Here is a 20,096-nt window from a genome sequence, read left to right as displayed (position 1 = left end):
GACCTGTAACGGAAATCAACCCAGGATAGTAGATTAAATATTATTTAAAAGCAACAAAGTATACGAAAAATAGCCTTAATAAAAGACCATACAAAAGTTGTGATATTTGCTATTCAGTATTGCTTATAGTCCTTTTTGTCTGATACTCCCCCGTATGTTAAAAAATATCATTCAATTAGATTGATTTTGCTAAGTAGTTATTTAAGTAAAAAGGAGATAATTAAAAGAAGCAAACCCATTAATAGCTGCATTTGATCAAATAAAATCAGACTACGGAGTACCAGACGTTTAATCTATAATGCAGGTGCCAATTCGATAAACACCTCTTCAATTTTGAATCAACAAGATTTATTGAACGATTTTAATGTGAACGTAGCAGGTGCTTTGACTAGTTCTCAACAAGTTATACCAGAAATGATTGAACGCAAAATAGGAACAATCCGCCATTAAAGGGCACCATTCTGGAAGATGGTGTCCTTTTTGGCACCTTTTATGCTCACTTTCCTCCTTTCAAATACTCTTCTTTTTTCCCCGCCCAGTTCATAATCGCTTTGAATACCTCTATGAATTCATAACCGGGAGGAGTCAGTTCGTACTCCACTTTTTTCGGTGCTTCCGCAATGACATGCTTCCTCAGCAAACCTTCTAGTTCCAAATCTTTCAACCGCTCCGATAGCAGCCTGTCCGAAATCCCGTCAATGGCATTAAGCAATTCGTGGTAGCGCTTCGGTCCTTCGAATAATTGATAAATAATGATCCCCGTCCAGCGTTTTCCGATAAATTCAATCGCGAGCCGGTACGTATGGCACGATGATTCAATGATTGGCTCCCGCTCTTTTGCATTCCTGTTCATTCGCCAAAACCTCTTTTTCTACTTTTCTTAATCATACCATATTGCAAAATACTTGACAGATTCCACTTACTAAAAGTATGTTGGAATTGCACTTACTAAAAATTAGTTCAAATAATAGGAGGAATTCAATTGTCTGAAACGATTTCTACCGTAATTAAAGAACGGCGTTCGGTCAGGAAATACGATCCGAACTTTAAAATCAAGAAAGAAGAGATTCTGGAGATGCTGAAGGATGCAACACTGGCACCTTCAACAAGCAATTTGCAGCCGTGGGAATTTATTGTATTCCTGAATCCCGAAGAGAGGAAAGACTTGCGGGCGATTGCGTACAATCAGGAGCAGATTGAAACGGCTTCAGCCGTCATCGCGGTATTAGGAGATAAAGAATTTCATGAAAATATTGATCCAGTTTATGACAGCATGTATGAGGCAGGGTATATTGATAGCGCTAGCAAAGAAGTTCTCGTCGGTAATGCAAGAAAAACCTATCCATATGCACCTGAAGAGACACGTAAGAACTTAGCAACGTTCGATTCCGGACTGGCTGCAATGCAATTTATGCTGAATGCCAAGGAGCGGGGCTATGCTACAGGGCCAATGGGCGGCTTCGATAAAGTTAAGTTCTCGGAGCGCTTCAATGTATCTGACCGCTATTTCCCGATTGTCCTGATTACGCTAGGTAAATTAAACGCGCCAGCTTATCAGACAACACGCCTCGCGATAGAGGATAAGGTAAAATTCATATAACACTCTATTAGTGCTAGGTTCTAATTGGATTCCGAATTGTTTTAGAACCTGGCACCTTTCCATGAATGTACTTTATTGGAATAAAGCCTAGAATTTTAACGAATTTATTGCTATTTTTTTAAGTTCAGTGAATTGTTTTTCATCAAAAATTAAATAACATTATCGTCATTCTTCAGATAATCTTATTTTTTCCTTAGTAATTCAATAATTCTAATTAATAAGGAAAACATTACAGCTAATAACAAAAGAAAATCAAATGAGAAAGTAATCATTACATCTTCAAAGGCATAAAGTAACGCCCATAACAAAATAAAAAACCGGTTAAGAATGGATTCTTAACCGGTTAAATCATTATAATGAAGCCTCAATCAAACGCTTCATAGTTTGAACTTGTCCTAAGTGGAGTGATTCATGAAACGCTACGAAATTGGCTATTTCACCAACAGAAGTCATGCCTAAAAATGGTTCTGGCAGCAATTCTTCAAAACGAGCATCTGGAATTTCCTTAAGGCGAGTAAGCTGTTCCTTCAACTGTTCAATTAATGTTTCAACAGTCGGGACTTCACCTTGCCAATCACTTGGCTTAGTACGGGTTGCAAACAACGCACCATAGCTAGCTGGTAGACTTCCGTTTTCCGGGAAGCCTAATAAAAGGGCCTCTGCCGATACCAGAACATGGCCAATATGCCAATGAATCGTATTATTAAAACCTTCTGGTTGTACGTCCACTACCTGATTCGATAATGTCTCCGCATTTTTAATGAAATATCCTCTTGTTAGTTCAAATTGTTTCTTGATTAAGTTGCTCATGGAATCTCTCCTTTTATCACTATATATATAGAAGTATAACGACTACGATTTTCCAAGGCAAATTTTGTGATTTTAGAAGGTATTACGGGACAAATCTTTATTAGCTATCCTTTAGTTGTGAGTATCTTGATATGCTCGGGACCAATGATTAGGCTGAACTTCTTCCAATGATTTATACAACCGTTGATTATCAAAAGTAGACACTGCTACTTTTTTTACTCCTAATATCCTTTATACACTCTTGATTCATATGGTCTTAATGTAAACGATGTTCGTTTCGCTTCTGTTTCTTCTAAATCATAATTGCTAATGAGCAGCTCATTAGGTGTAAATGTATAATCCTCTGGCATAACAAATTCCGCTTGCTCTTCACTGAAGTTCGTCACAATAAGAAGCTTCTCATCGTGATATGTTCTCGTGTAAGCAAAGATCTGTTCATGTTCAGCCAAGATTAGCTCATATTCCCCATACACGATGATTTCATTTTCTTTGCGCAACTCGATTAACTTACGATAATAGTGGTAAATAGATTTTGGATCCTGTATAGCCTGCTTGACATTAATTTGCTTATAGTTCGGATTTACTTTGATCCATGGCTGACCGCAAGTGAATCCGCCATGATCTGAATCATCCCACTGGATAGGAGTTCTTGCGTTATCCCTTCCTTTTACGTAGATCGATTTCAATACCTCTTTTTGATCCATATTGCCATCTATTACTTTTTCTTTGTACATATTCAAAATTTCGATATCCCTGTACTCATCAATTGTTTCAAAACAAACATTCGTCATGCCGATTTCTTCCCCTTGATAAATATAAGGAGTTCCTTGAAGCATATGAAGGAAGGTTGCCAGCATTTTAGCCGATTCAATCCTGTATTCCTGGTCATTTCCGAATCGAGAAACCATCCGGGGCTGATCATGATTGTTTAAATACAAGCTATTCCATCCGCCCCCCTGAAGACCAGTTTGCCATTTCGTGATGTTTTCTTTTAAATCAAGAAGGTTAAGTGGCTTTAGATCCCATTTTCCATTAGGGCCTGAATCGAGATCCATATGCTCAAACGTGAACACCATGTTCAATTCCCCACGGTTTTGTTCTGTATAAAGCTTTGCCTCTTCAGCATCAACCCCTGGCATTTCACCGACTGTCATAATGTCATATTTAGATAGAACTTCCTTATTCATTTCCTGTAAAAACTCATGAATACGAGGGCCATTCATATAATACTGACCGCCACCCACATAGGCTTTTGCCTCTGGATTCGCCGCATCGGGAAGGCCAGGCACTTTAGAAATAAAGTTAATTACATCCATGCGGAATCCGTCGATTCCTTTATCTAACCACCAAGCCATCATTTTGTATACTTCATTCCGAAGTGTAGGATTTTCCCAATTTAAATCGGGCTGTTTCTTACTAAATAAGTGTAAATAATACTCATCAGTATCTTCATCATATTGCCATGCCGAACCACTAAATGCAGATTCCCAGTTGTTCGGCTCTTTGCCATCTTTACCAGGACGCCAAATATAATAGTCGCGATATGGGTTATCTTTTGATTTTCTAGATTCTTCAAACCAAGCATGTTCATCTGAAGAATGGTTCACCACTAAGTCCATAATCAACTTCATGCTCCGTGAATGAATTTCATGTAATAATTGATCCCAATCTTCCAAGGTTCCAAATTCATCCATAATATCTTGATAATTACTAATATCGTATCCATTGTCATCATTAGGGGATTTATAAACCGGTGATAACCAAATCACATCCACCCCTAGTTTTTTTAAATAATCGAGTTTTTCAATTATACCTTTAATATCACCGATTCCATCTCCATTACTATCCTTAAAACTCCGAGGATAGATTTGATAAATAACACTTTCTTTCCACCATGACTTTTCCAAGTTTTTCACTCCAATATGCTAGAATACACTTTATTTAATTGATCCTCTCATAACTCCACTAATGATCCATTTTTGAGCAAAGACATACACTAAAATCATCGGAGCAAGAGCCATTAAATAGGATGCGAATGCTAAATTATAATCCGTACTAAATTGCGATTGGAAAATGTACTGTACAAGTGGCAATGTCGCCATGCCTTGGTCACTTAAAAGCACGAGCGGGAGCATAAAATCATTCCACGCACCAAGACAAGTAATAATAGCTACTGTTGCATTCATCGGAGCCAATAACGGGAAGATGACCTTCCAGAATACGCCCCATGTACTTGCACCATCCATAATGGCTGCTTCTTCTAATTCAACCGGTATGGACTTTATATACCCGATATAGATAAATACATTGAATGATAAATTAAATACAACATATAAAACAATTAAACCAACTAAATTATCCATTCCCCAGGCACTTGTTTGTTTAACTAACGGGAGCATAATAATGGGAAACGGGATGAACATGGCACTAAGAAAATAAAAGTACAATGTTTTATAAAACTTCTTATGCAGATTTCTTGCAATGGCGTAAGCAACTAAGGAATTGGTTAGAACCGTAAATATCACCACAAAGAATGTAATAAAAAAACTATTCTTAAAGGCATTGAAAAAATTCGTCATTTCAATGGCTTGTTTAAAGTTATCAAATGACCAGGACTTCGGAAGTACAAGTAAATTCCCTGCCATTTCTGGAGGTGTTTTAAAAGCAATCGTAATCGCTAAATATATTGGGAAAAGAATAAAAAGTGAACCTAACATTAAGAGAACGGTAATTATCCAGTTTGTTTTCTTGCGAGTCATTAGTTGGCCACCTCTCTTCTATTTAAAATTTTGAGTTGAATAATAGAAATGATGACAATGACAACAAAGTACACGACAGCATTGGCAGATTGATAGGCGAATTGGCCACCTTCAAATCCTCCACGGTAAATCAGCAAAGATATCGATTCAGTTGATTTACCAGGTCCTCCTCCTGTCATAGCGACAATCTGGTCAAATACCATTAAATAGTTTTTCATCGATAACACCATATTGATCGTAAAGAAAGGAGCAATCATTGGAAATGTAATCTTCCAAAACTTTGTCCAGATACCTGCTCCATCAATACTCGCTGCTTCATATAAGTCTTCTGAAATCGTGACCAGCCCAGCTAAGTAAAGAAGGGTATTAAAGGCTACACCCTGCCAAACGGCAACAATGACGATACCAATCCAGGCTAAATCCGGATCACCAAGAATATTTTTAGATAGTAATTCTGAACCCAGTACTGTTCCGATTTGTGGTAGGAAATGAGCAAAAATGAAGTTGAAAATGAAACCAATGATCAGAATACTTAAGATATAGGGTAAGAAATAGATCGCCCTGAGCGTCTTTCGAAATTTAATCTTAGAATTTAGGCCAATAGCAATGAGTAAACTAATAATATTTACAACAATCGTAGTAACAATGGCGAATTGAAAGGTAAAAATATAGGCTGCTCCTGCACGGTTGTCCTTAAAGACATTCAGGTAGTTCTTTACCCCAACAAAATTCCAACTCCCATACCCTTTCCAATCCGTAAAGCTATAAAAAATTCCTTGCAAAGCAGGATACGTATGGAAAATAAAGAAAAGGGCAAGAGCAGGCAAGGCAATAGCCATGAATACATGGTTTTTCTTCATATGATGACATCTCCTTTTTTAGAAGATGAGAATGACAAAAAAAGGGTTCAGCTCCTTTTATTATGGGCCATCCTCATAATCTAGAAATCAACGACTCTCAACTTTTTCCCATTCTTTATCCATTTTCTTCAGGAAGACAGCTTTATCTTGTTTAATTAGGAATTCCTGAACGAGGTTTTCCGCACCCATTCCCGCTGGATAGTAATGATCAGGGAAACTCGTAATTGTACCTGATTCAAAGTTTCCTTTTATCCCTTCAAAAACAGGATCTTCTTGGTAAACGTTTGCAATAGCTGAGAAAGCCTTCTGCTCATTAATGTATTTTTGAGAGATTTCTTCTTTCATCATGAATTCAATAAATTTCATTGCTTCGTCCTTATGTTTTGTTTCCTTATTCATCGTCAGTAAGACATCAACACCAGAAACCAATTTATTCTGTGCTGGATCATTATTGACAGGCATTGGGAAAACACCAAGCTCGATATTCGGATTCGCTTTTAAGATCTCAGGGATCGCCCAGTTACCCTGGATATACAAGACTGCCTCCCCTTTTGAAAATGCATTATTTCCGTCGCCGTAAGCAACACCCATATTATCTTTGTGACCATATGAGATAAGCTTCAACATTTTATCAGCAACCTCATCATAGCTTTTGACAAATGAGGTTTCGCCTGCATTTTTCTTTTCAGCAAAGTCTTCGCCCGCAATGTTAGCACCTAGAGAGTTCCAACTAATCATTCCAGTCCATGCATCTTTTAATGTGAAATAAATAGGTGTCTCTCCGGTTGCTTTTACCTTTTCAAGTAATTCGATAAATTCATCCCAAGTAGTTGGAACTTCAAGCCCAAGCTCAGCAAATTTTTGTTTATTATAAATAACAGTGTTTGCATTCGTTGCATATGGAAGACCATATACTCCTTCTACTTCTGGTCCAACCAAACGGTCTATCATATCAATATATGAAGGTTGTACAGTTTTAACTAGCTCTGAGTCAGTGAAATCACTTAAAACTTCAGCACGCGCCAACTCACCATATGTGGCATTACCAGCAATAGACATTAAATCTGGTAAATCATTTTTAGTTAGACGCGTTTTTAATACCGTTTCAGCTTCTGGCGGTGAATTAAATTCTATTTTAATATCAGGATTTTCTGCCTCGAATTCTTTTATAAGTTCTTTATATGTATCAATACTCTCTGATTTATTCGAAAAAAGCTCTAGCTTAACACCATCACTTGAATCAGAAGATGAACAGCCAGTTAGAATGAAAGTTCCTAAAGCGATTGTTGCGATACTTGTAGTTATTTTTTTATACATAAAATTCCCTCCAAATATGAGATTGATAATTTCCACTCTACGTAAACGTTTACGTAAAAGAGTAAAAAGAAAAGTTTAACGCTTTTCTCTTACTGTCTCCCTTTCCAAAATTTCATGTGGTAAAATCCGATTCTCAACAAAAACATTTCCAGATTCAAGCATTTCAAAAAGCATACTTGCTGCTGTCTTCCCCATTTTTATCAATGGTTGTCCAACAGTGGTTAACGGTGGAATAGCCATTTCTGCAATACTTAAATTATCATACCCAATTATCGATACATCGTCAGGAATCTTTATCCCATGTTGATACGCAAAAGACAATGCTCCAAAGGCGATTTCATCACTAGCCGCAAAGATAGCGGATATTTCAGGTGATTGCTTCATAAGCTTTTCCATACCATCTAATCCATCTTGAAAGCCGAATCCCTTACTATAGATAATATTATCCTCTGTAAAAGCGATACCCGAATCTTTTAGAGCCATTTTAAATCCCATTATTCGTGGCTTACCAGCAATTAGGTCATCTTTGCTACCGCTAATCATCCCTATCTTATTATGCCCTTTATTAAGTAGGTATTTGGTTGCTGAATAAGCAGCATGCTGATCATTCACTTTTACATAAGGTACTGGGTAAGCATAAGATTCTGTAGATAAGAGTACCATGGGAATGCCCATTTTTCTTATATAATTGTAATACTCTTCTTTTAAGATGGCGCTTACAAAAATTATGCCATCAATTCTTTTTTCATTTAATAACTGAAGGTACTTCATCGTTTTCTCACCATCAGCCTCTGTATGACAAACAATTACACTTGAGCCAAGTTCATGGGCCATCGTTTCAATACCATTTAAGAAGTCTGTTACCAACATACTTGATAATTCAGGGAATAGCACCCCAATTGTATGTGTCTTATTATTGATTAAACCTCTTGCTACAGCATTTGGTTCGTACCCCAGTTCTTCAATAACATGTTGAACCTTCTTTTTCGTTTTTTCCGAAAAACCAGGTTGGTTATTAAGAACTCTAGAAACAGTTGCGATAGAAACCCCTGCTTTTTTTGCGACATCTTTGATGGTATACGCCATACTCCCACCTACTTTGTAAAATAAAATCAAGTAACGAAAACGTTTACGTGATTATAATACCATTTTTTGAAAGCCTTTTCAATATAATCATATAAATATATTACCCATCACCCGATTGCAAGTTTATCATGACAAGGTAGCTATCAAAACATCGCAAATTTGATCATCCTTCATGTACTCAAACAACTCCTCAAAGGGTTTCCTCTCGCGTTTATAATCTATTTCCTTCATTTAATGCTCTTCTATCCCATTCTTTCTATCACTTCTAGGACACATCATCGAACAAGTAGTTTTAAAAAAAATCCTATAATATAACTCTCTTCCTACCTCAATCAAAGAAATAAGAGTAAATTCATTGTTACTTCTATGTATACAACTAGTATCCAAACTATTTGGGCTCATCCGATTAAACATGATATGATAACAAAATAAAACTTAGCGGAGGTTTCTATGAAAAAAGTTGTTAAGGTAGTTGCAGCAATCATTGAGAACGATCAAAATGAAATTCTTTGCGCTTAAAGATCTCCTGAGATGTCCATATCAATAGTCATGGCAGCTCCCAAGTATTCTTTATATGTAAGATTTCATACTAAAAAGTGGAACAATAGTAAACTATACTTAATTTCCCCTACAAAAAAACAGCCGACTCCAAAAGTCAGCTGCCTCTATCTCATTCTTCTTTCTTCTTTTTCTTCACTTGGAAATTATATTCTCCCTTTTCTTCTACTACGGTAAAGCCGCTACCTGGTTCAAATAGTATAGTTCTACTTTTTTCAATCGTGTCGCGTTCTTGTAAAGTAGTCTGAAGTTGAGCTGCTCTGCCTCGGCGTTTTTCAATTTGTTCGCTTGTCAGGTGAATAGAAATGCTATGTCCGTACGTTAAGTGTAAAATCGTTTCTTTAATAGAAATTACCTCAGGTCTAATGATTTTTGGGGTAACAACCCAAATTTTCTTTTTACTATTTGATAGGTGGAAAGGAGCTAAAATAATCCCTTGGTGGACATTTAACTCAACTGGCAAAAAGTATTTATCGCCAAGAATCGAACGTGCCCCTACTATGGCACCAGCTAAATTTCGAGCATAATAGTTAAACGATTCTTCGAGGACATCTTGAATGGGCTTTTTAACAAAGATAAATCTTTTTCCTTCGATTACTCGTGTATGTTCATTTCCTTGCTCGTCATATTCAGAGAACAAGCATACTGTCTTTTTGTTTATAATATAAAATTGTTTCAATAACATCACTAACACTCCTTATTTAGGTAATTGATGATCCGTACATTTTTTTGTGCCGATTTTCGTTTACCGTTATGTTCGTTCACTAACAATACATCTCATCCATATTTTCTTAACAATAAATGCCTTCTTTCCATGCACTTTTCTATCGACCTCTTCTTTACTAATGAAATAAAAAGAGTATACTAGACGATAAGACAGAATTTATTTCTGCTCGAAATGCCCATGGACAATATCTTCCAGGATCCTTGTTCATGGGTTCTTTCCGATGTTTTTCTATTTTTACATGGTTCTCACCTCCCTTAAGCATAGTGACAGTTTCGCAGTTTTTTCATATTGCATTATTCATCAACCAGAAAAAAATCTGATATTTCTTCTTCCAAGTTCACAATCACTGGTTAAATAAATATTTTCTTTAAAGGCAGAGATTTAAAGATCAAGACTTTTCTCCTAAAATATATCTTGACCCCTCCCTCAATTAGGTATCTTTACCTATTATTATATTAAATTCATTTTTTGTAAAATTATCTCAAATTATAAACAACTAAATTTTAATTTGATTATTAATTATTTTATTTTTTTGTTCTCTAACTCTTGACATTTTTCCAATTTTAATATAAATTATTAATTTTCTGTATTCAATTCTTGATTTTTTTATAGAATGTATCGTTTTTTTCAACTAATTCTCTATATATTTTTACTTTAAATTCCAAAATTATTAATGATTTGTAAAATTTTTCTTTTTTTCACGAAAACTTCTTTTTTACTAATCCCACAAAAAAAGCTTGCAGAGAATGTCGAAGTTTGACCACTCTGCAAGCTTTTTTATTTTCACATAAGCATTTTAGCTGACGTCATTTAAGTCAGTTTAGTTCCTAAGAAGTTAAACGTAAAACAAGAATTCCCACAACAGTTACGATAAGTCCAGTTATTTCACGTTTACTTAAGTTTTCTTTCAAATAAAAATGTGCATACAATATGACGAGCGCAACGCTCATGGCACTAATAGCGGAAACAATCCCGGTCACCCCATAACGAAATGCCGGAAGAAGAAACATCATGCCTGCTATATTGGAAATCCCAACAATCATTCCCCAGCCTAATGTTCTTTTCAAAGTCCAAGGAAGTATATTGTTCTGTTGCCTTGGCTTACTCAGTTCTTCCACGTTCTGATTATTTTCCTCAACAGTGGATTTCTTAACATGACTCTTCCTATAGGAAACGATCCAGGAAACACCAAATAATACCGTACCTGTTGCATACATCATTGTTAATGCAGGAAGCGTCTCTGCACCAGCAATGGTTGACTGTTTAACAGATACATCCGAGAATCCGAAGAAAAGCATAGTTAGAATTCCCCATTGTATACCTCTTAATTGATTAAGCTTTAAATCTTGTGAATATTTAATAAGAATGAGACCAAGTAATACAATAAAGAACGCAGTTAATTGCCAAGTAGAAAGAACCTCTCCCCACAATATGTAGGCAACGATCACGACTACAAGCGGTGGCAATCCTGAAAATAAAGCAATAATAGAAGCCTTCCCGACTGCATATCCTTTATACATTGAAGCGTTTGCAATAAATGAAAACAATCCTATTAACACTCCATACCATGCACCGTTTGACCAAGGCTGTTGAACGATCACATTACTAATTAAAGCAATCAAAGTACCAGATATGTAGACGCCTAAAAGTAATAGATTACGATCAATCGGTCTTTGTGACGTCCATTGATAAAGAATTCCCCTAATGCCGAAGCAGATAGCCGCAGCTACTGCGAAAAAAAACCACATGCTGTTCTCCCCCAATTCTCTCTAACCGTGCTACTCCCTTTCCCCCTTCTGTTAGTAAAATAATAACGGCTAATTGAAGAAACTTTTCGTTCCTCCTTACAATCAACCAGTACTCCCCATCTATTTCCATTCAACCATAAGGGAACAGAATTATTCTGTCAATTTAATTAGTCAATACACCGAAAAACACCGTAAGACAGGGATCCAAGCTACCATTGAAGCGAATTCCTTTAACGCTCTAAAAAATTAGAATTCAATCTAGCAATCTAGAAACCCAGTTAAAAACTTTTTTCTCCGATGCTACTTTTTCCGTTTTAACACTTATAAAGAAAGTGAAAGGAGGTGAGCAACTTGGCAAACGAAATTCTTGAAGCTGTAACGATCCGCTTAGAGTTTGAAACAGGCTTGGACGAAGAAGGTATGCCAATTGTAAAGCGTAAATCATTTTCCAATGTAAAAACAGATGCTGCGCCAGATAATATTTTAGCAGCAGCTGAAGCGATCGCAGGGTTACAAATTCACCCTCTCTCAAAAGTCGCTCAAATTGGGACAACTGTTCTATCACATTAATTTTCTTAGGAAAGAAAGGGGTGAAGAAAATGGCAAAAACACTGGAATTGTTGTTTCTAACAGAGGGCGGTAAATCAGCGAGCCTTTCCGTCGCTGATCCAATTGAACCGGTTGACATTGAAAAAGTGAAAACGGCTATGAATGAGGTTATAGCAAGCAATGTGTTCACAACAGCATCCGGATCATTCATTAGTGCGAAAGGGGCAAGAGTTGTCGAGCGTAATGTGAATGAGTATGAAGTGAATTAATTAAATGAGGAGAATATCTCTTAAGGGTCAGACTTCGCACTCTAAATCAGTATGTAGTGTATCTTACACTTTTTTTATACTGAATATAGTCGTTGCAGGGGTCTGATCCTTTTCTTTTGTATTACCCGCTCTTTATACAATCTACATCATCATTGGGTATCTAATGATGATGTAGATTGCAAGCATCACAGAACCGAACGTGAAAGTCTCCCTTCATTCAGCTCTTTTTATCCATTTGTCGGGCGTATCCACATTTGCCAATGATAAAACTTTTTTGGGGCAACGGCTTAGCCTATCACCATATTCTTATTTATTTCAACACATCAAATGGATGCAAGTGGAAAAGTTCTTGGCGAAAATAGTCCCAGCATGTTTTCATGACCTTTTGTAAAGTTTGCGTGGAATGACCTAGCACACGGATCACGATTCCCCTATTTTGCAAACGACTTGCCCCACCATATCCATCGAACGCTTCACTGTCCTTAAGTATCGCATTTTGTATATGTTGCAGGTGTTCTATCTTAATGTGATCAGATAGTATCCACAACGTACTGATATGGGTAAAATCCCCCAAAATGCCATTTTCTTTTAAATTCGATTCAGGTATAAGACGAATCGAATCCCACACTTGTAATTGCTCATCCCAGTACACCTCAAAACTTGATTGGAAGCATTGATATTCAAAGATCTCATTTCTGCCTACTCTACCGGCTGTAATAATCTCCCCTATAATCGCTTGCGCTCCTTCAGTCATATAAATGGACATTTTCCCGTCATAATTCGATCCTTTAAAAGGAATCAACGGTTCCGATATATATTCAAACTTGCTGTTTTTCCCCAATTGAAAAACCTGATTCTGCCGGCATTCCTCTTTCGTTAAAGACGGGTGTATCTCTGTAGCGGACGCATCGGTTAAAAATAAATGTGCGCCTTCCTTTAACAGGCAAGAAATTTCTTGCCGGTCTCCATTAAATAATCCAGGAGAGCTCGAGGCTAAATAAACGATACTTTCACCGTCTTCTCCTGAAAAATTCACTACCTTTAAGGGGGGACGGCGAGAAGAATCGGTTAGATAATTTTTTTCTCCCACCACGCTAATGGTTCCTTTCCATTCTCCTGTCATTCCCACGCCGCAGATTTTCCTCCTCGCCCACAATATTCTTTCACTATCCAGTTTGCAATCTCTAACACGCCTATACCTTTTTTCACATTCGTAAAAAAGGTCCATTTTTCATTTCGTTGTTTTTGACAATCCAGTTCCATCGAATGCAAATCTACACCAACATAAGGAGCCAAATCAATTTTATTGACAATTAAGAGATCTGATTGCTTAATCCCGGGTCCACCCTTTCTTGGAATATCCTCCCCTTGGGCCACATCAATGATATAAAGGAAAACATCCGCCAATTCCTGACTAAACGCTGCAGCAAGGTTGTCGCCACCGCTTTCTATAAAAATCAAGTCAAGCTTGTCGATTTTCTTCGTTAGTTCTTCTGCCGCTTCAAGATTCATCGAAATGTCTTCCCGAATGGCTGTATGAGGACACCCACCCGTTTCAACTCCGATTATATGATGCTCAGGAAGCACTCCACTCTTTTTCAAAAACTCGCCATCTTCTTTCGTATAAATATCATTGGTAATGACACCGACTTGATAGCTTTCTTTTAAAACAGACGCCAATGCCTGAACAAGAGCTGTTTTTCCCGAACCAACAGGTCCTCCAATCCCAATTCGCATCGGTCGATCCCCTTCAAACTCTTGATAATTCCAATTAAAATCATGGTGATGGCCCATTTTTTTCACTCCTCTATTTTGAAAGTATGAAAGACATGGAGACGGGTTTTGCAACTATCTAATTTAGCCCTCTACTTAGCAGGTATACTTCTTTTATTATAGAAAGCCGCCAAATGTCCGGGTCCACACCGCCACCATCTTGATTAGGCGAATGTAGTGTGCTACAGGATTGATCACGATAAATAGCGGCGTTTTAACACCATACAGGTTTTGTATGTCGAACAAAAGCAGATCATTTTTCACGACATAAATAACCTTGAGTATAGTGTTTCATGCCGCATTGCTTCGATTTCTTGAATAATAGAATTATTGAATAAATCATCTTCATCTGGAGATGACTGGATAATTTTCTCTGCTTCTTCTACTAAAAAAGGATACAGTTTTTGCAAAATCATTTGTGCGCCAGTCTGACCAATCACAGTGAGCCTTATGGCGCTTTGTAATAAATTATTGACACTTACATAAAGATGTGTGAACACCGATAATTCAGCTTGAACCTCTAGATAAGCAGTGATCCAGCCATGTACAATCGCAGCATTTCCATAACAAAGCTGGCTGTCAATCCAGCGAGCGTACTGTTTGAGCCCCGATTGTGGATATAAAGTTTGAACAATCGTTAAATAACGTTTTCCTATCTTGATTCCACCGTTTCGCGATTCCGATGACATTTTACTTACTGTTAATTTCCGATCTAACCGTTGAATATATTTCTCGGTGTATGCTGATTTTCCTTGATTAAGGATTTCTTTTTGAATTGCTTGATATATCAGATAAACCACAACTCCTTCTGTAGGGGCAAGACTCCCAGATACATAGGACTTTAACCAGCTATAAAGTTCAATGGGCTTGTCTATTTTATTTTCTTGAAAAGCTGTTTCTAAACCGAATGAATGGGAAAATGCCCCAGTTGGAAAAGCCGAATCAACAAGTTGAAAAAGAAAAAAATCATTTTCCATCATCTTACCCCTAAAATAAGAAATAGCGTTGACCCATTGGAACACGATCAACAGGGGGATTATGTACTGGCACTCCATCGAGGTATACGACGAATGTTTCCGGATCGATTACAATGTTCGGCGTCTCATTATTTAGAATCATATCTTTCTTGCCAATCGTACGGGTATTACGGATTGCAACTACTTTTTTTTCAAGACCTAGTGACTGTGCAACATTTCGATCAATCGCAGCCTGGGACATAAATGTAACCGAGATGCTTTTTGGCGCATTCCCAAAAGAGCCGAACATCGGGCGATACGTTATCGGTTGGACTTCTGCAATCGATCCATTGCCGCTTCCGATGATGCTAGTCACAATACATCCTCCTTTTACTACTGTATCTGGTTTGACTCCAAAAAATTCAGGTTTCCATAGGACAAGATCCGCCATTTTCCCCACTTCAATGGAGCCAACGACATGCGAAATACCATGCGTAATCGCGGGGTTTATCGCATACTTTGCCACATACCGTTTGACCCGAAAATTGTCGTTGTCACCCTGTTCTTCCTTTAAAGGACCACGCTTCGCTTTCATAATGGATGCGGTTTGCCATGTTCTCAAAATCATCTCACCCATATGTCCCATCGCCATAGAATCCGATCCCATAATACTTAACACGCCAAGATCATGAAGAATTCCTTCTGCTCCCTGCGTTTCTGGTCGAATTCTCGCTTCTGCCATCGCAACTTGGGTGGGATCTTTCCTATTTAAATGATGGGCTTCAAAGACCATATCCAAATTGGATGCGGAAGTATTAATGGTGAATGGTCGAGTCGGCGTTGTCGATCCTGGCATCACATAACTTTCTTTGGCAATTTCCATAATATCGGGTGCATGTCCTCCACCAGCCCCTTCCGTATGGTAGGTGTGAATGGCCCTTCCGTTGATCGCCTTAATGGTACTTTCAACATGCCCCGATTCGTTTAATGAATCGGTATGGATGGACACTTGAACATCGTAATAATCGGCTACCTTCAGACAACTATCAATCACGGCTGGCGTAGCTCCCCAATCTTCATGAATTTTGAATCCAGCTGCACCATTTAAAATCTGTTCCTCTAAAGGCTTAAGCGACCATGCGCTTCCCTTTCCCCATATCCCAACGTTAACTGGAAATGCTTCATACGCTTCTAACATTCTCTGAATATTCCATTTTCCTGGGGAAATATTGGTCGCCTTTGTCCCAGTCGCAGAGCCTGTTCCGCCCCCAAGCAGCGTTGTGACTCCACTTTGTAAAGCTATTAAGACAATCTCAGGCGATACTTGGTGAACATGAGAGTCAACTCCTCCAGCTGTCACAATCAATCCCTCACCTGCAATAACTTCTGTTGATGCTCCAACAATCATATTCGGAGCAACCCCATCCATGTAATCCGGGTTTCCACCTTTACCAATTCCGTGAATGTGCCCATTTTTTATCCCAATGTCCGCCTTAATAATACCCCAGTAATCTACAATAAGAGCATTGGTGATGATAAGATCAAGGGATTCCTTCCTTGTTGCACGAGCAGACATCCCCATTCCACTACGGATCGTTTGTCCCATGCCAAATCTTAATTCCTCTCCATACACGGTATAATCCTTTTCCACTTCAATCACAAGATTCGTATCAGCTAAACGAACTTTATCCCCCACAGTCGGACCATATTTCATGGCATAATTTTTCTTTGGAATGCTTTTCTCGCTTACAGTTGGGGAAGCTATACTTTTAACAGGCCCATTTATATATCCTCTAAAACCATAAACTTCCTTACTCCCGCCAATTTCTACAAGCTCAACCACTCTTATTTCTCCCGGCGGAAATTGCACCGCTTCTCCAGCCGCAATATTCAAACGCATCCCTTTGGCAAGATCTCTATTAAATTCCAATCCCGGATCCGTCTCGTAGAAATGATAATGCGAACCAACAAAGATTGGACGATCTCCTCGGTTTACCACTTCTATCATCCGAGTCTCTCTTCCTACATTAATAGGGACAGATCCCTTTTTTAGGAAGAATTCACCTGGTTTCAATACACATACCTCCTCTCCGTTATGTTAAAGTGAAACTTCAATCAGTAGGGGTTTTCTCACTGATTGTTAGTTGAACCAATCGGGCTTTTACGGGCAGTTGTCCCCCATCTACACTTCTTCGATTCCTCTAAGCTTTAAGGTGGGGGTCTTACTGCCCGTTAATGCGGGATAAATCGTTCTTCATCACGGTTGAATAGGGTCATGAATAACAACCAGTTGTGTCCCATCTGGGAAAGTGGCCTCTACATTGATCTGTTTAACCATGAAAGCAACACCTTCCATTACATCTTCTTCTCTTAGAATTTTACTGCCAGCCTCTTCCATTTCAGGAACCGTTTTATCACCCCTTCTGGCCATTTCCATCATTTCATAAGTAATCAACGCCACTGCTTCAGGATAGTTCAGTTTCAAACCTTCAGCCCTTCTTTTTTTTGCCAAATTCGCAGCAACTACAATGAGCAACCCATCCTTCTCACGTTCTGTAAGGTACATCTTGTCCCTCCTCACACTCTAACAATTAGCTATACAATCACTTACTTAGTATCCGAACTCTGCATGAAGATTAGGATTTTGTAAAATAAGCCCTTTTTTCAAATGTATGATACCGTTTATTTAAAAATGTATGTAATCATAGATATGCATTTATAGTCCGAATTAATCTAGAATAAATAACATCAATAAACAAGGTTTTTATTAAACAAAAAGCCCTACAAGATCACGTATAATCTTGCAGGGCTAAAGTCATTAGTTTTCTACCACTTCTTTACGGCTTTCTTGAATATCTTCGATAAGATTTCATAAAAGATTGGGACAACAATTATTGTTAATAACGTCGAATTTGTAAAACGATAACTGTAAAAAACAAGGTCTTTAGAGATTAATCCGCCTGATCCGCAGCTACTGATTAAAGGTAAGGTTTTCAGATATTAATTTTAACAAAAATCAGAATTTAATCTTCCAATCAAGAATCCCGTATAAAAACTTTCCCCCGATGCTACTTTTTCCGTTTTAACACTTATAAAGAAAGTGAAAGGAGGTGAGCAACTTGGCAAACGAAATACTTGAAGCTGTAACGATCCGCTTAGAGTTTGAAACAGGCTTGGACGAAGATGGTATGCCAATTGTAAAGCGTAAATCATTTTCCAATGTAAAAACAGATGCTGCGCCAGATCATATTTTAGCAGCAGCTGAAGCGATTGCAGGGTTACAAATTCACCCTCTCTCAAAAGTCGCTCAAATTGGGACAACTGTTCTATCTCATTAATTCTCTAAGAAAAGAAAGGGGTGAAGAAAATGGCAAAAACACTGGAATTGTTGTTTCTAACCGAAGGCGGTAAATCAGCGACACTTTCTGTTGCTGACCCAATTGAACCGATTGACATTGAAAAAGTGAAAATGGCTATGGATGACATCATTGCGAGCAATGTGTTCACAACAGCGTCTGGATTATTCATTAGTGCGAAAGGGGCAAGAGTTGTCGAGCGCAATGTGAATGAGTATGAAATGAATTAATTAAAAGAGGCTGAGGCTGTCCTATACTTAGGACAGCCTCAGCCTCTTTATGCGATCTACATAATCATTTGAATATTTTATTTTTCGATTGACAACAAGACGATCTGTCCCCTTGCTTTCCAAAAACTAAAAGATTTTCCCCGGGTTTAGTATTCCTTGTGGATCAAACAGTTGCTTTAGTTTTTTCATCATGTCATATGCTTGTCCATGTTCAAGTTGTTGGTATTTTCGTTTCCCAATTCCAACTCCGTGTTCGCCTGTACATGTTCCACCAACGGCAATCGCTCGTTTTGCTAACGCTTCGTTCGTTGACTCAGCTAGCTCTCGCTGCCCTTCGATAGTAGGATGGAATAGTACAAGTGTATGAAAATTGCCATCACCAATATGTCCCCACACGCCGCCTTTTAAACCAGTTTCATTAATCAACTGTCTAGCATATGTTAACAATTCTGGTAAGCGAGAAACTGGCACACATACATCCGCCCCTACTTCATCAATTCCTTCCTCCTGTAGGAATGAAAATGAAAGTTCCTTTCGGGCACGCCAAATTTCTTGCATTTCAACTGGATTACTTGAAACTTCCCAATGATTGCAGCCAAGGTCCTGTAATAGAGAATGAACGATGTCCACCTCTTGATGAACCGTACGCTCAGCTCCAGCAAACTCCAAGAAAAGGGAATGTTCCTCTGGAAAATCGTAGCCGTTTTCGCGGTTGATGACGATCATGCTTTCCTTATCAATAAATTCCATCCGCAAAATAGAAACACCTTTTAATAAAATGTTCTGTGCTGCTTTTGCACAGCTTTCAATCGAGTTGAATGTACACCTCGCCATTACCGTACATTCAGGAAGACCATACAATTTCAACGTGACTTCAGTAAAAATCCCTAATGTGCCTTCTGAACCGACAAAAAGATTCGTTACAAGATAGCCTGATGAAGATTTCTTTGCCTTTGTTCCCGTATGCATCACCGTACCATCTGCTAACACGACTTCTAAATCAAGAATTTGTTCTTTCATCGCACCGTAGCGCACACCCGTTGTTCCGCTCGCATTCGTCGCAATCATGCCACCAATTGATGCATCTAATGCTGGATCAATTGGAAAGAATAGACCGTATTCTTTTAAATACTCATTCAGTTCAACTCGAGTGATCCCAGGCTGAACCGTTACCGTCATATCTTCAGGAGAAAAATCAAGAATTCGATTCATCTTAGCAAAGTTTAGGGAAATGCCTTTTTTAACTGGAATCGCTGCTCCTTCTAAGCCAGTGCCAATTCCAAAAGGTGTAATAGGAACATTGTTGATTCGAGCAATTTCTAAAACAGCTTCAACATCCTCACGACAAGTCGGAAAGCATACAACATCCGGCAACACTGAGTCATGTGGTGATTCATCTCGACTATGGCGAAATAATTCATGTTCTTCCTGACTTACATGATCTTGTCCTAGTTTGTCAATCAATTGTTGGATATACACTCAACATTCCTCCGTTCTA

The 20,096-nt window shown here is 38.2% G+C and carries 21 protein-coding genes and 1 pseudogene; 7 read left to right on the top strand and 15 right to left on the bottom strand.

Annotated features, from left to right (window positions below; genetic code table 11):
* Positions 1 to 264: 264 nt before the first annotated feature.
* A complete protein-coding gene (locus HNP81_RS24570) occupies positions 265 to 450 on the top strand; it encodes an SDR family NAD(P)-dependent oxidoreductase (RefSeq protein ID WP_182502199.1) in 186 nt (61 codons plus the stop codon).
* 46 nt (positions 451 to 496) lie between these two features.
* Here the strand turns inward: HNP81_RS24570 and HNP81_RS06980 are convergent, their stop codons facing one another.
* Positions 497 to 853: a winged helix-turn-helix transcriptional regulator gene (locus HNP81_RS06980; protein ID WP_051404981.1), complete on the bottom strand. Its 357-nt coding sequence runs from the start codon at positions 851 to 853 to the stop codon at positions 497 to 499.
* Positions 854 to 982: 129 nt separating this feature from the next.
* Here HNP81_RS06980 and HNP81_RS06975 point away from each other — a divergent pair, with 129 nt between their 5' ends.
* Positions 983 to 1,600 carry a nitroreductase family protein gene (locus tag HNP81_RS06975; RefSeq protein ID WP_220478515.1) on the top strand — a complete coding sequence of 206 codons (618 nt, stop codon included), beginning with the start codon at positions 983 to 985 and terminating at the stop codon, positions 1,598 to 1,600.
* A gap of 351 nt (positions 1,601 to 1,951) precedes the next feature.
* Here the strand turns inward: HNP81_RS06975 and HNP81_RS06970 are convergent, their stop codons facing one another.
* From HNP81_RS06970 to HNP81_RS06945, 6 genes are all read right to left on the bottom strand, one after another.
* Entirely contained in the window at positions 1,952 to 2,410 is a 459-nt protein-coding gene (locus HNP81_RS06970) for a DinB family protein (protein ID WP_028392379.1), read from the bottom strand.
* Positions 2,411 to 2,631: 221 nt separating this feature from the next.
* Positions 2,632 to 4,317, bottom strand: coding sequence for a glycoside hydrolase family 13 protein (locus HNP81_RS06965; RefSeq protein WP_028392380.1), 1,686 nt, complete (start codon positions 4,315 to 4,317; stop codon positions 2,632 to 2,634).
* A 30-nt stretch (positions 4,318 to 4,347) separates the two neighbouring features.
* On the bottom strand, positions 4,348 to 5,169 hold the full coding sequence (locus HNP81_RS06960; RefSeq protein ID WP_182502071.1) for a carbohydrate ABC transporter permease: 822 nt from the start codon (positions 5,167 to 5,169) through the stop codon (positions 4,348 to 4,350).
* On the bottom strand, positions 5,169 to 6,029 hold the full coding sequence (locus HNP81_RS06955) for a carbohydrate ABC transporter permease (RefSeq protein ID WP_182502070.1): 861 nt from the start codon (positions 6,027 to 6,029) through the stop codon (positions 5,169 to 5,171). The genes HNP81_RS06960 and HNP81_RS06955 overlap by 1 nt, the downstream gene beginning before the upstream one ends.
* 87 nt (positions 6,030 to 6,116) lie before the next feature.
* A complete protein-coding gene (locus HNP81_RS06950) occupies positions 6,117 to 7,346 on the bottom strand; it encodes an ABC transporter substrate-binding protein (protein WP_182502069.1) in 1,230 nt (409 codons plus the stop codon).
* A 75-nt stretch (positions 7,347 to 7,421) separates the two neighbouring features.
* Positions 7,422 to 8,432 carry a LacI family DNA-binding transcriptional regulator gene (locus HNP81_RS06945; protein WP_182502068.1) on the bottom strand — a complete coding sequence of 337 codons (1,011 nt, stop codon included), beginning with the start codon at positions 8,430 to 8,432 and terminating at the stop codon, positions 7,422 to 7,424.
* A gap of 450 nt (positions 8,433 to 8,882) precedes the next feature.
* On the opposite strand from HNP81_RS06945, the pseudogene HNP81_RS23770 reads away from it, so the two are divergent.
* A pseudogene (locus HNP81_RS23770) lies at positions 8,883 to 8,948 on the top strand (8-oxo-dGTP diphosphatase MutT); the annotation flags it as partial.
* Between the two features lie 154 nt (positions 8,949 to 9,102).
* On the opposite strand, the gene HNP81_RS06940 reads toward HNP81_RS23770, so the two are convergent.
* On the bottom strand, positions 9,103 to 9,675 hold the full coding sequence (locus tag HNP81_RS06940; RefSeq protein WP_182502067.1) for a competence protein ComK: 573 nt from the start codon (positions 9,673 to 9,675) through the stop codon (positions 9,103 to 9,105).
* A gap of 869 nt (positions 9,676 to 10,544) precedes the next feature.
* Positions 10,545 to 11,465, bottom strand: a complete 921-nt coding sequence (locus tag HNP81_RS06935; protein WP_182502066.1) for an EamA family transporter — start codon at positions 11,463 to 11,465, stop codon at positions 10,545 to 10,547.
* Positions 11,466 to 11,816: 351 nt separating this feature from the next.
* Between HNP81_RS06935 and HNP81_RS06930 the strand changes: the two genes are divergently transcribed.
* Positions 11,817 to 12,035, top strand: coding sequence for a DUF1659 domain-containing protein (locus HNP81_RS06930; protein ID WP_246399265.1), 219 nt, complete (start codon positions 11,817 to 11,819; stop codon positions 12,033 to 12,035).
* Positions 12,036 to 12,064: 29 nt separating this feature from the next.
* Positions 12,065 to 12,283 carry a DUF2922 domain-containing protein gene (locus HNP81_RS06925; RefSeq protein WP_182502065.1) on the top strand — a complete coding sequence of 73 codons (219 nt, stop codon included), beginning with the start codon at positions 12,065 to 12,067 and terminating at the stop codon, positions 12,281 to 12,283.
* Positions 12,284 to 12,593: 310 nt separating this feature from the next.
* On the opposite strand, the gene HNP81_RS06920 is transcribed toward HNP81_RS06925, so the two are convergent.
* The 5 genes from HNP81_RS06920 to HNP81_RS06900 form a co-directional block, all read right to left on the bottom strand.
* Entirely contained in the window at positions 12,594 to 13,406 is an 813-nt protein-coding gene (locus HNP81_RS06920) for an urease accessory protein UreD (RefSeq protein ID WP_246399276.1), read from the bottom strand.
* Positions 13,403 to 14,077, bottom strand: coding sequence for an urease accessory protein UreG (ureG, locus tag HNP81_RS06915; protein WP_182502063.1), 675 nt, complete (start codon positions 14,075 to 14,077; stop codon positions 13,403 to 13,405). The genes HNP81_RS06920 and ureG overlap by 4 nt, the downstream gene beginning before the upstream one ends.
* Before the next feature lie 239 nt (positions 14,078 to 14,316).
* Entirely contained in the window at positions 14,317 to 15,033 is a 717-nt protein-coding gene (locus tag HNP81_RS06910; RefSeq protein WP_182502062.1) for an urease accessory protein UreF, read from the bottom strand.
* 10 nt (positions 15,034 to 15,043) lie between these two features.
* Complete coding sequence (ureC, locus tag HNP81_RS06905) at positions 15,044 to 17,086, bottom strand: urease subunit alpha (RefSeq protein ID WP_182502061.1); 2,043 nt, start codon at positions 17,084 to 17,086, stop codon at positions 15,044 to 15,046.
* A gap of 183 nt (positions 17,087 to 17,269) precedes the next feature.
* On the bottom strand, positions 17,270 to 17,578 hold the full coding sequence (locus HNP81_RS06900) for an urease subunit gamma (RefSeq protein WP_182502060.1): 309 nt from the start codon (positions 17,576 to 17,578) through the stop codon (positions 17,270 to 17,272).
* Positions 17,579 to 18,131: 553 nt separating this feature from the next.
* Between HNP81_RS06900 and HNP81_RS06895 the strand changes: the two genes are divergently transcribed.
* Positions 18,132 to 18,350 (top strand): DUF1659 domain-containing protein, encoded by a 219-nt coding sequence (locus HNP81_RS06895; RefSeq protein WP_246399264.1) that lies wholly within the window; start codon positions 18,132 to 18,134, stop codon positions 18,348 to 18,350.
* A 29-nt stretch (positions 18,351 to 18,379) separates the two neighbouring features.
* A complete protein-coding gene (locus HNP81_RS06890) occupies positions 18,380 to 18,598 on the top strand; it encodes a DUF2922 domain-containing protein (RefSeq protein WP_182502059.1) in 219 nt (72 codons plus the stop codon).
* Positions 18,599 to 18,724: 126 nt separating this feature from the next.
* On the opposite strand, the gene HNP81_RS06885 is transcribed toward HNP81_RS06890, so the two are convergent.
* Positions 18,725 to 20,077 (bottom strand): FAD-binding oxidoreductase, encoded by a 1,353-nt coding sequence (locus tag HNP81_RS06885; protein WP_182502058.1) that lies wholly within the window; start codon positions 20,075 to 20,077, stop codon positions 18,725 to 18,727.
* Positions 20,078 to 20,096: the final 19 nt, after the last annotated feature.

It is taken from the genome of Peribacillus huizhouensis (assembly GCF_014138605.1).
GTDB lineage: Bacteria > Bacillota > Bacilli > Bacillales > DSM-1321 > Peribacillus > Peribacillus huizhouensis.
Note: the sequence above shows the minus strand (reverse complement) of the source record. Positions and strands in the feature narration are given on the sequence as shown.

Coding starts and splice junctions, on each gene's coding strand:
- HNP81_RS06980 (WP_051404981.1), bottom strand. CDS start 853: ATGAACAGGAATGCAAAAGAGCGGGAGCCAATCATTGAATCATCGTGC.
- HNP81_RS06970 (WP_028392379.1), bottom strand. CDS start 2,410: ATGAGCAACTTAATCAAGAAACAATTTGAACTAACAAGAGGATATTTC.
- HNP81_RS06960 (WP_182502071.1), bottom strand. CDS start 5,169: ATGACTCGCAAGAAAACAAACTGGATAATTACCGTTCTCTTAATGTTA.
- HNP81_RS06955 (WP_182502070.1), bottom strand. CDS start 6,029: ATGAAGAAAAACCATGTATTCATGGCTATTGCCTTGCCTGCTCTTGCC.
- HNP81_RS06950 (WP_182502069.1), bottom strand. CDS start 7,346: ATGTATAAAAAAATAACTACAAGTATCGCAACAATCGCTTTAGGAACT.
- HNP81_RS06945 (WP_182502068.1), bottom strand. CDS start 8,432: ATGGCGTATACCATCAAAGATGTCGCAAAAAAAGCAGGGGTTTCTATC.
- HNP81_RS06940 (WP_182502067.1), bottom strand. CDS start 9,675: ATGTTATTGAAACAATTTTATATTATAAACAAAAAGACAGTATGCTTG.
- HNP81_RS06935 (WP_182502066.1), bottom strand. CDS start 11,465: ATGTGGTTTTTTTTCGCAGTAGCTGCGGCTATCTGCTTCGGCATTAGG.
- HNP81_RS06925 (WP_182502065.1), top strand. CDS start 12,065: ATGGCAAAAACACTGGAATTGTTGTTTCTAACAGAGGGCGGTAAATCA.
- HNP81_RS06920 (WP_246399276.1), bottom strand. CDS start 13,406: ATGACAGGAGAATGGAAAGGAACCATTAGCGTGGTGGGAGAAAAAAAT.
- ureG (WP_182502063.1), bottom strand. CDS start 14,077: ATGGGCCATCACCATGATTTTAATTGGAATTATCAAGAGTTTGAAGGG.
- HNP81_RS06910 (WP_182502062.1), bottom strand. CDS start 15,033: ATGGAAAATGATTTTTTTCTTTTTCAACTTGTTGATTCGGCTTTTCCA.
- HNP81_RS06900 (WP_182502060.1), bottom strand. CDS start 17,578: ATGTACCTTACAGAACGTGAGAAGGATGGGTTGCTCATTGTAGTTGCT.
- HNP81_RS06890 (WP_182502059.1), top strand. CDS start 18,380: ATGGCAAAAACACTGGAATTGTTGTTTCTAACCGAAGGCGGTAAATCA.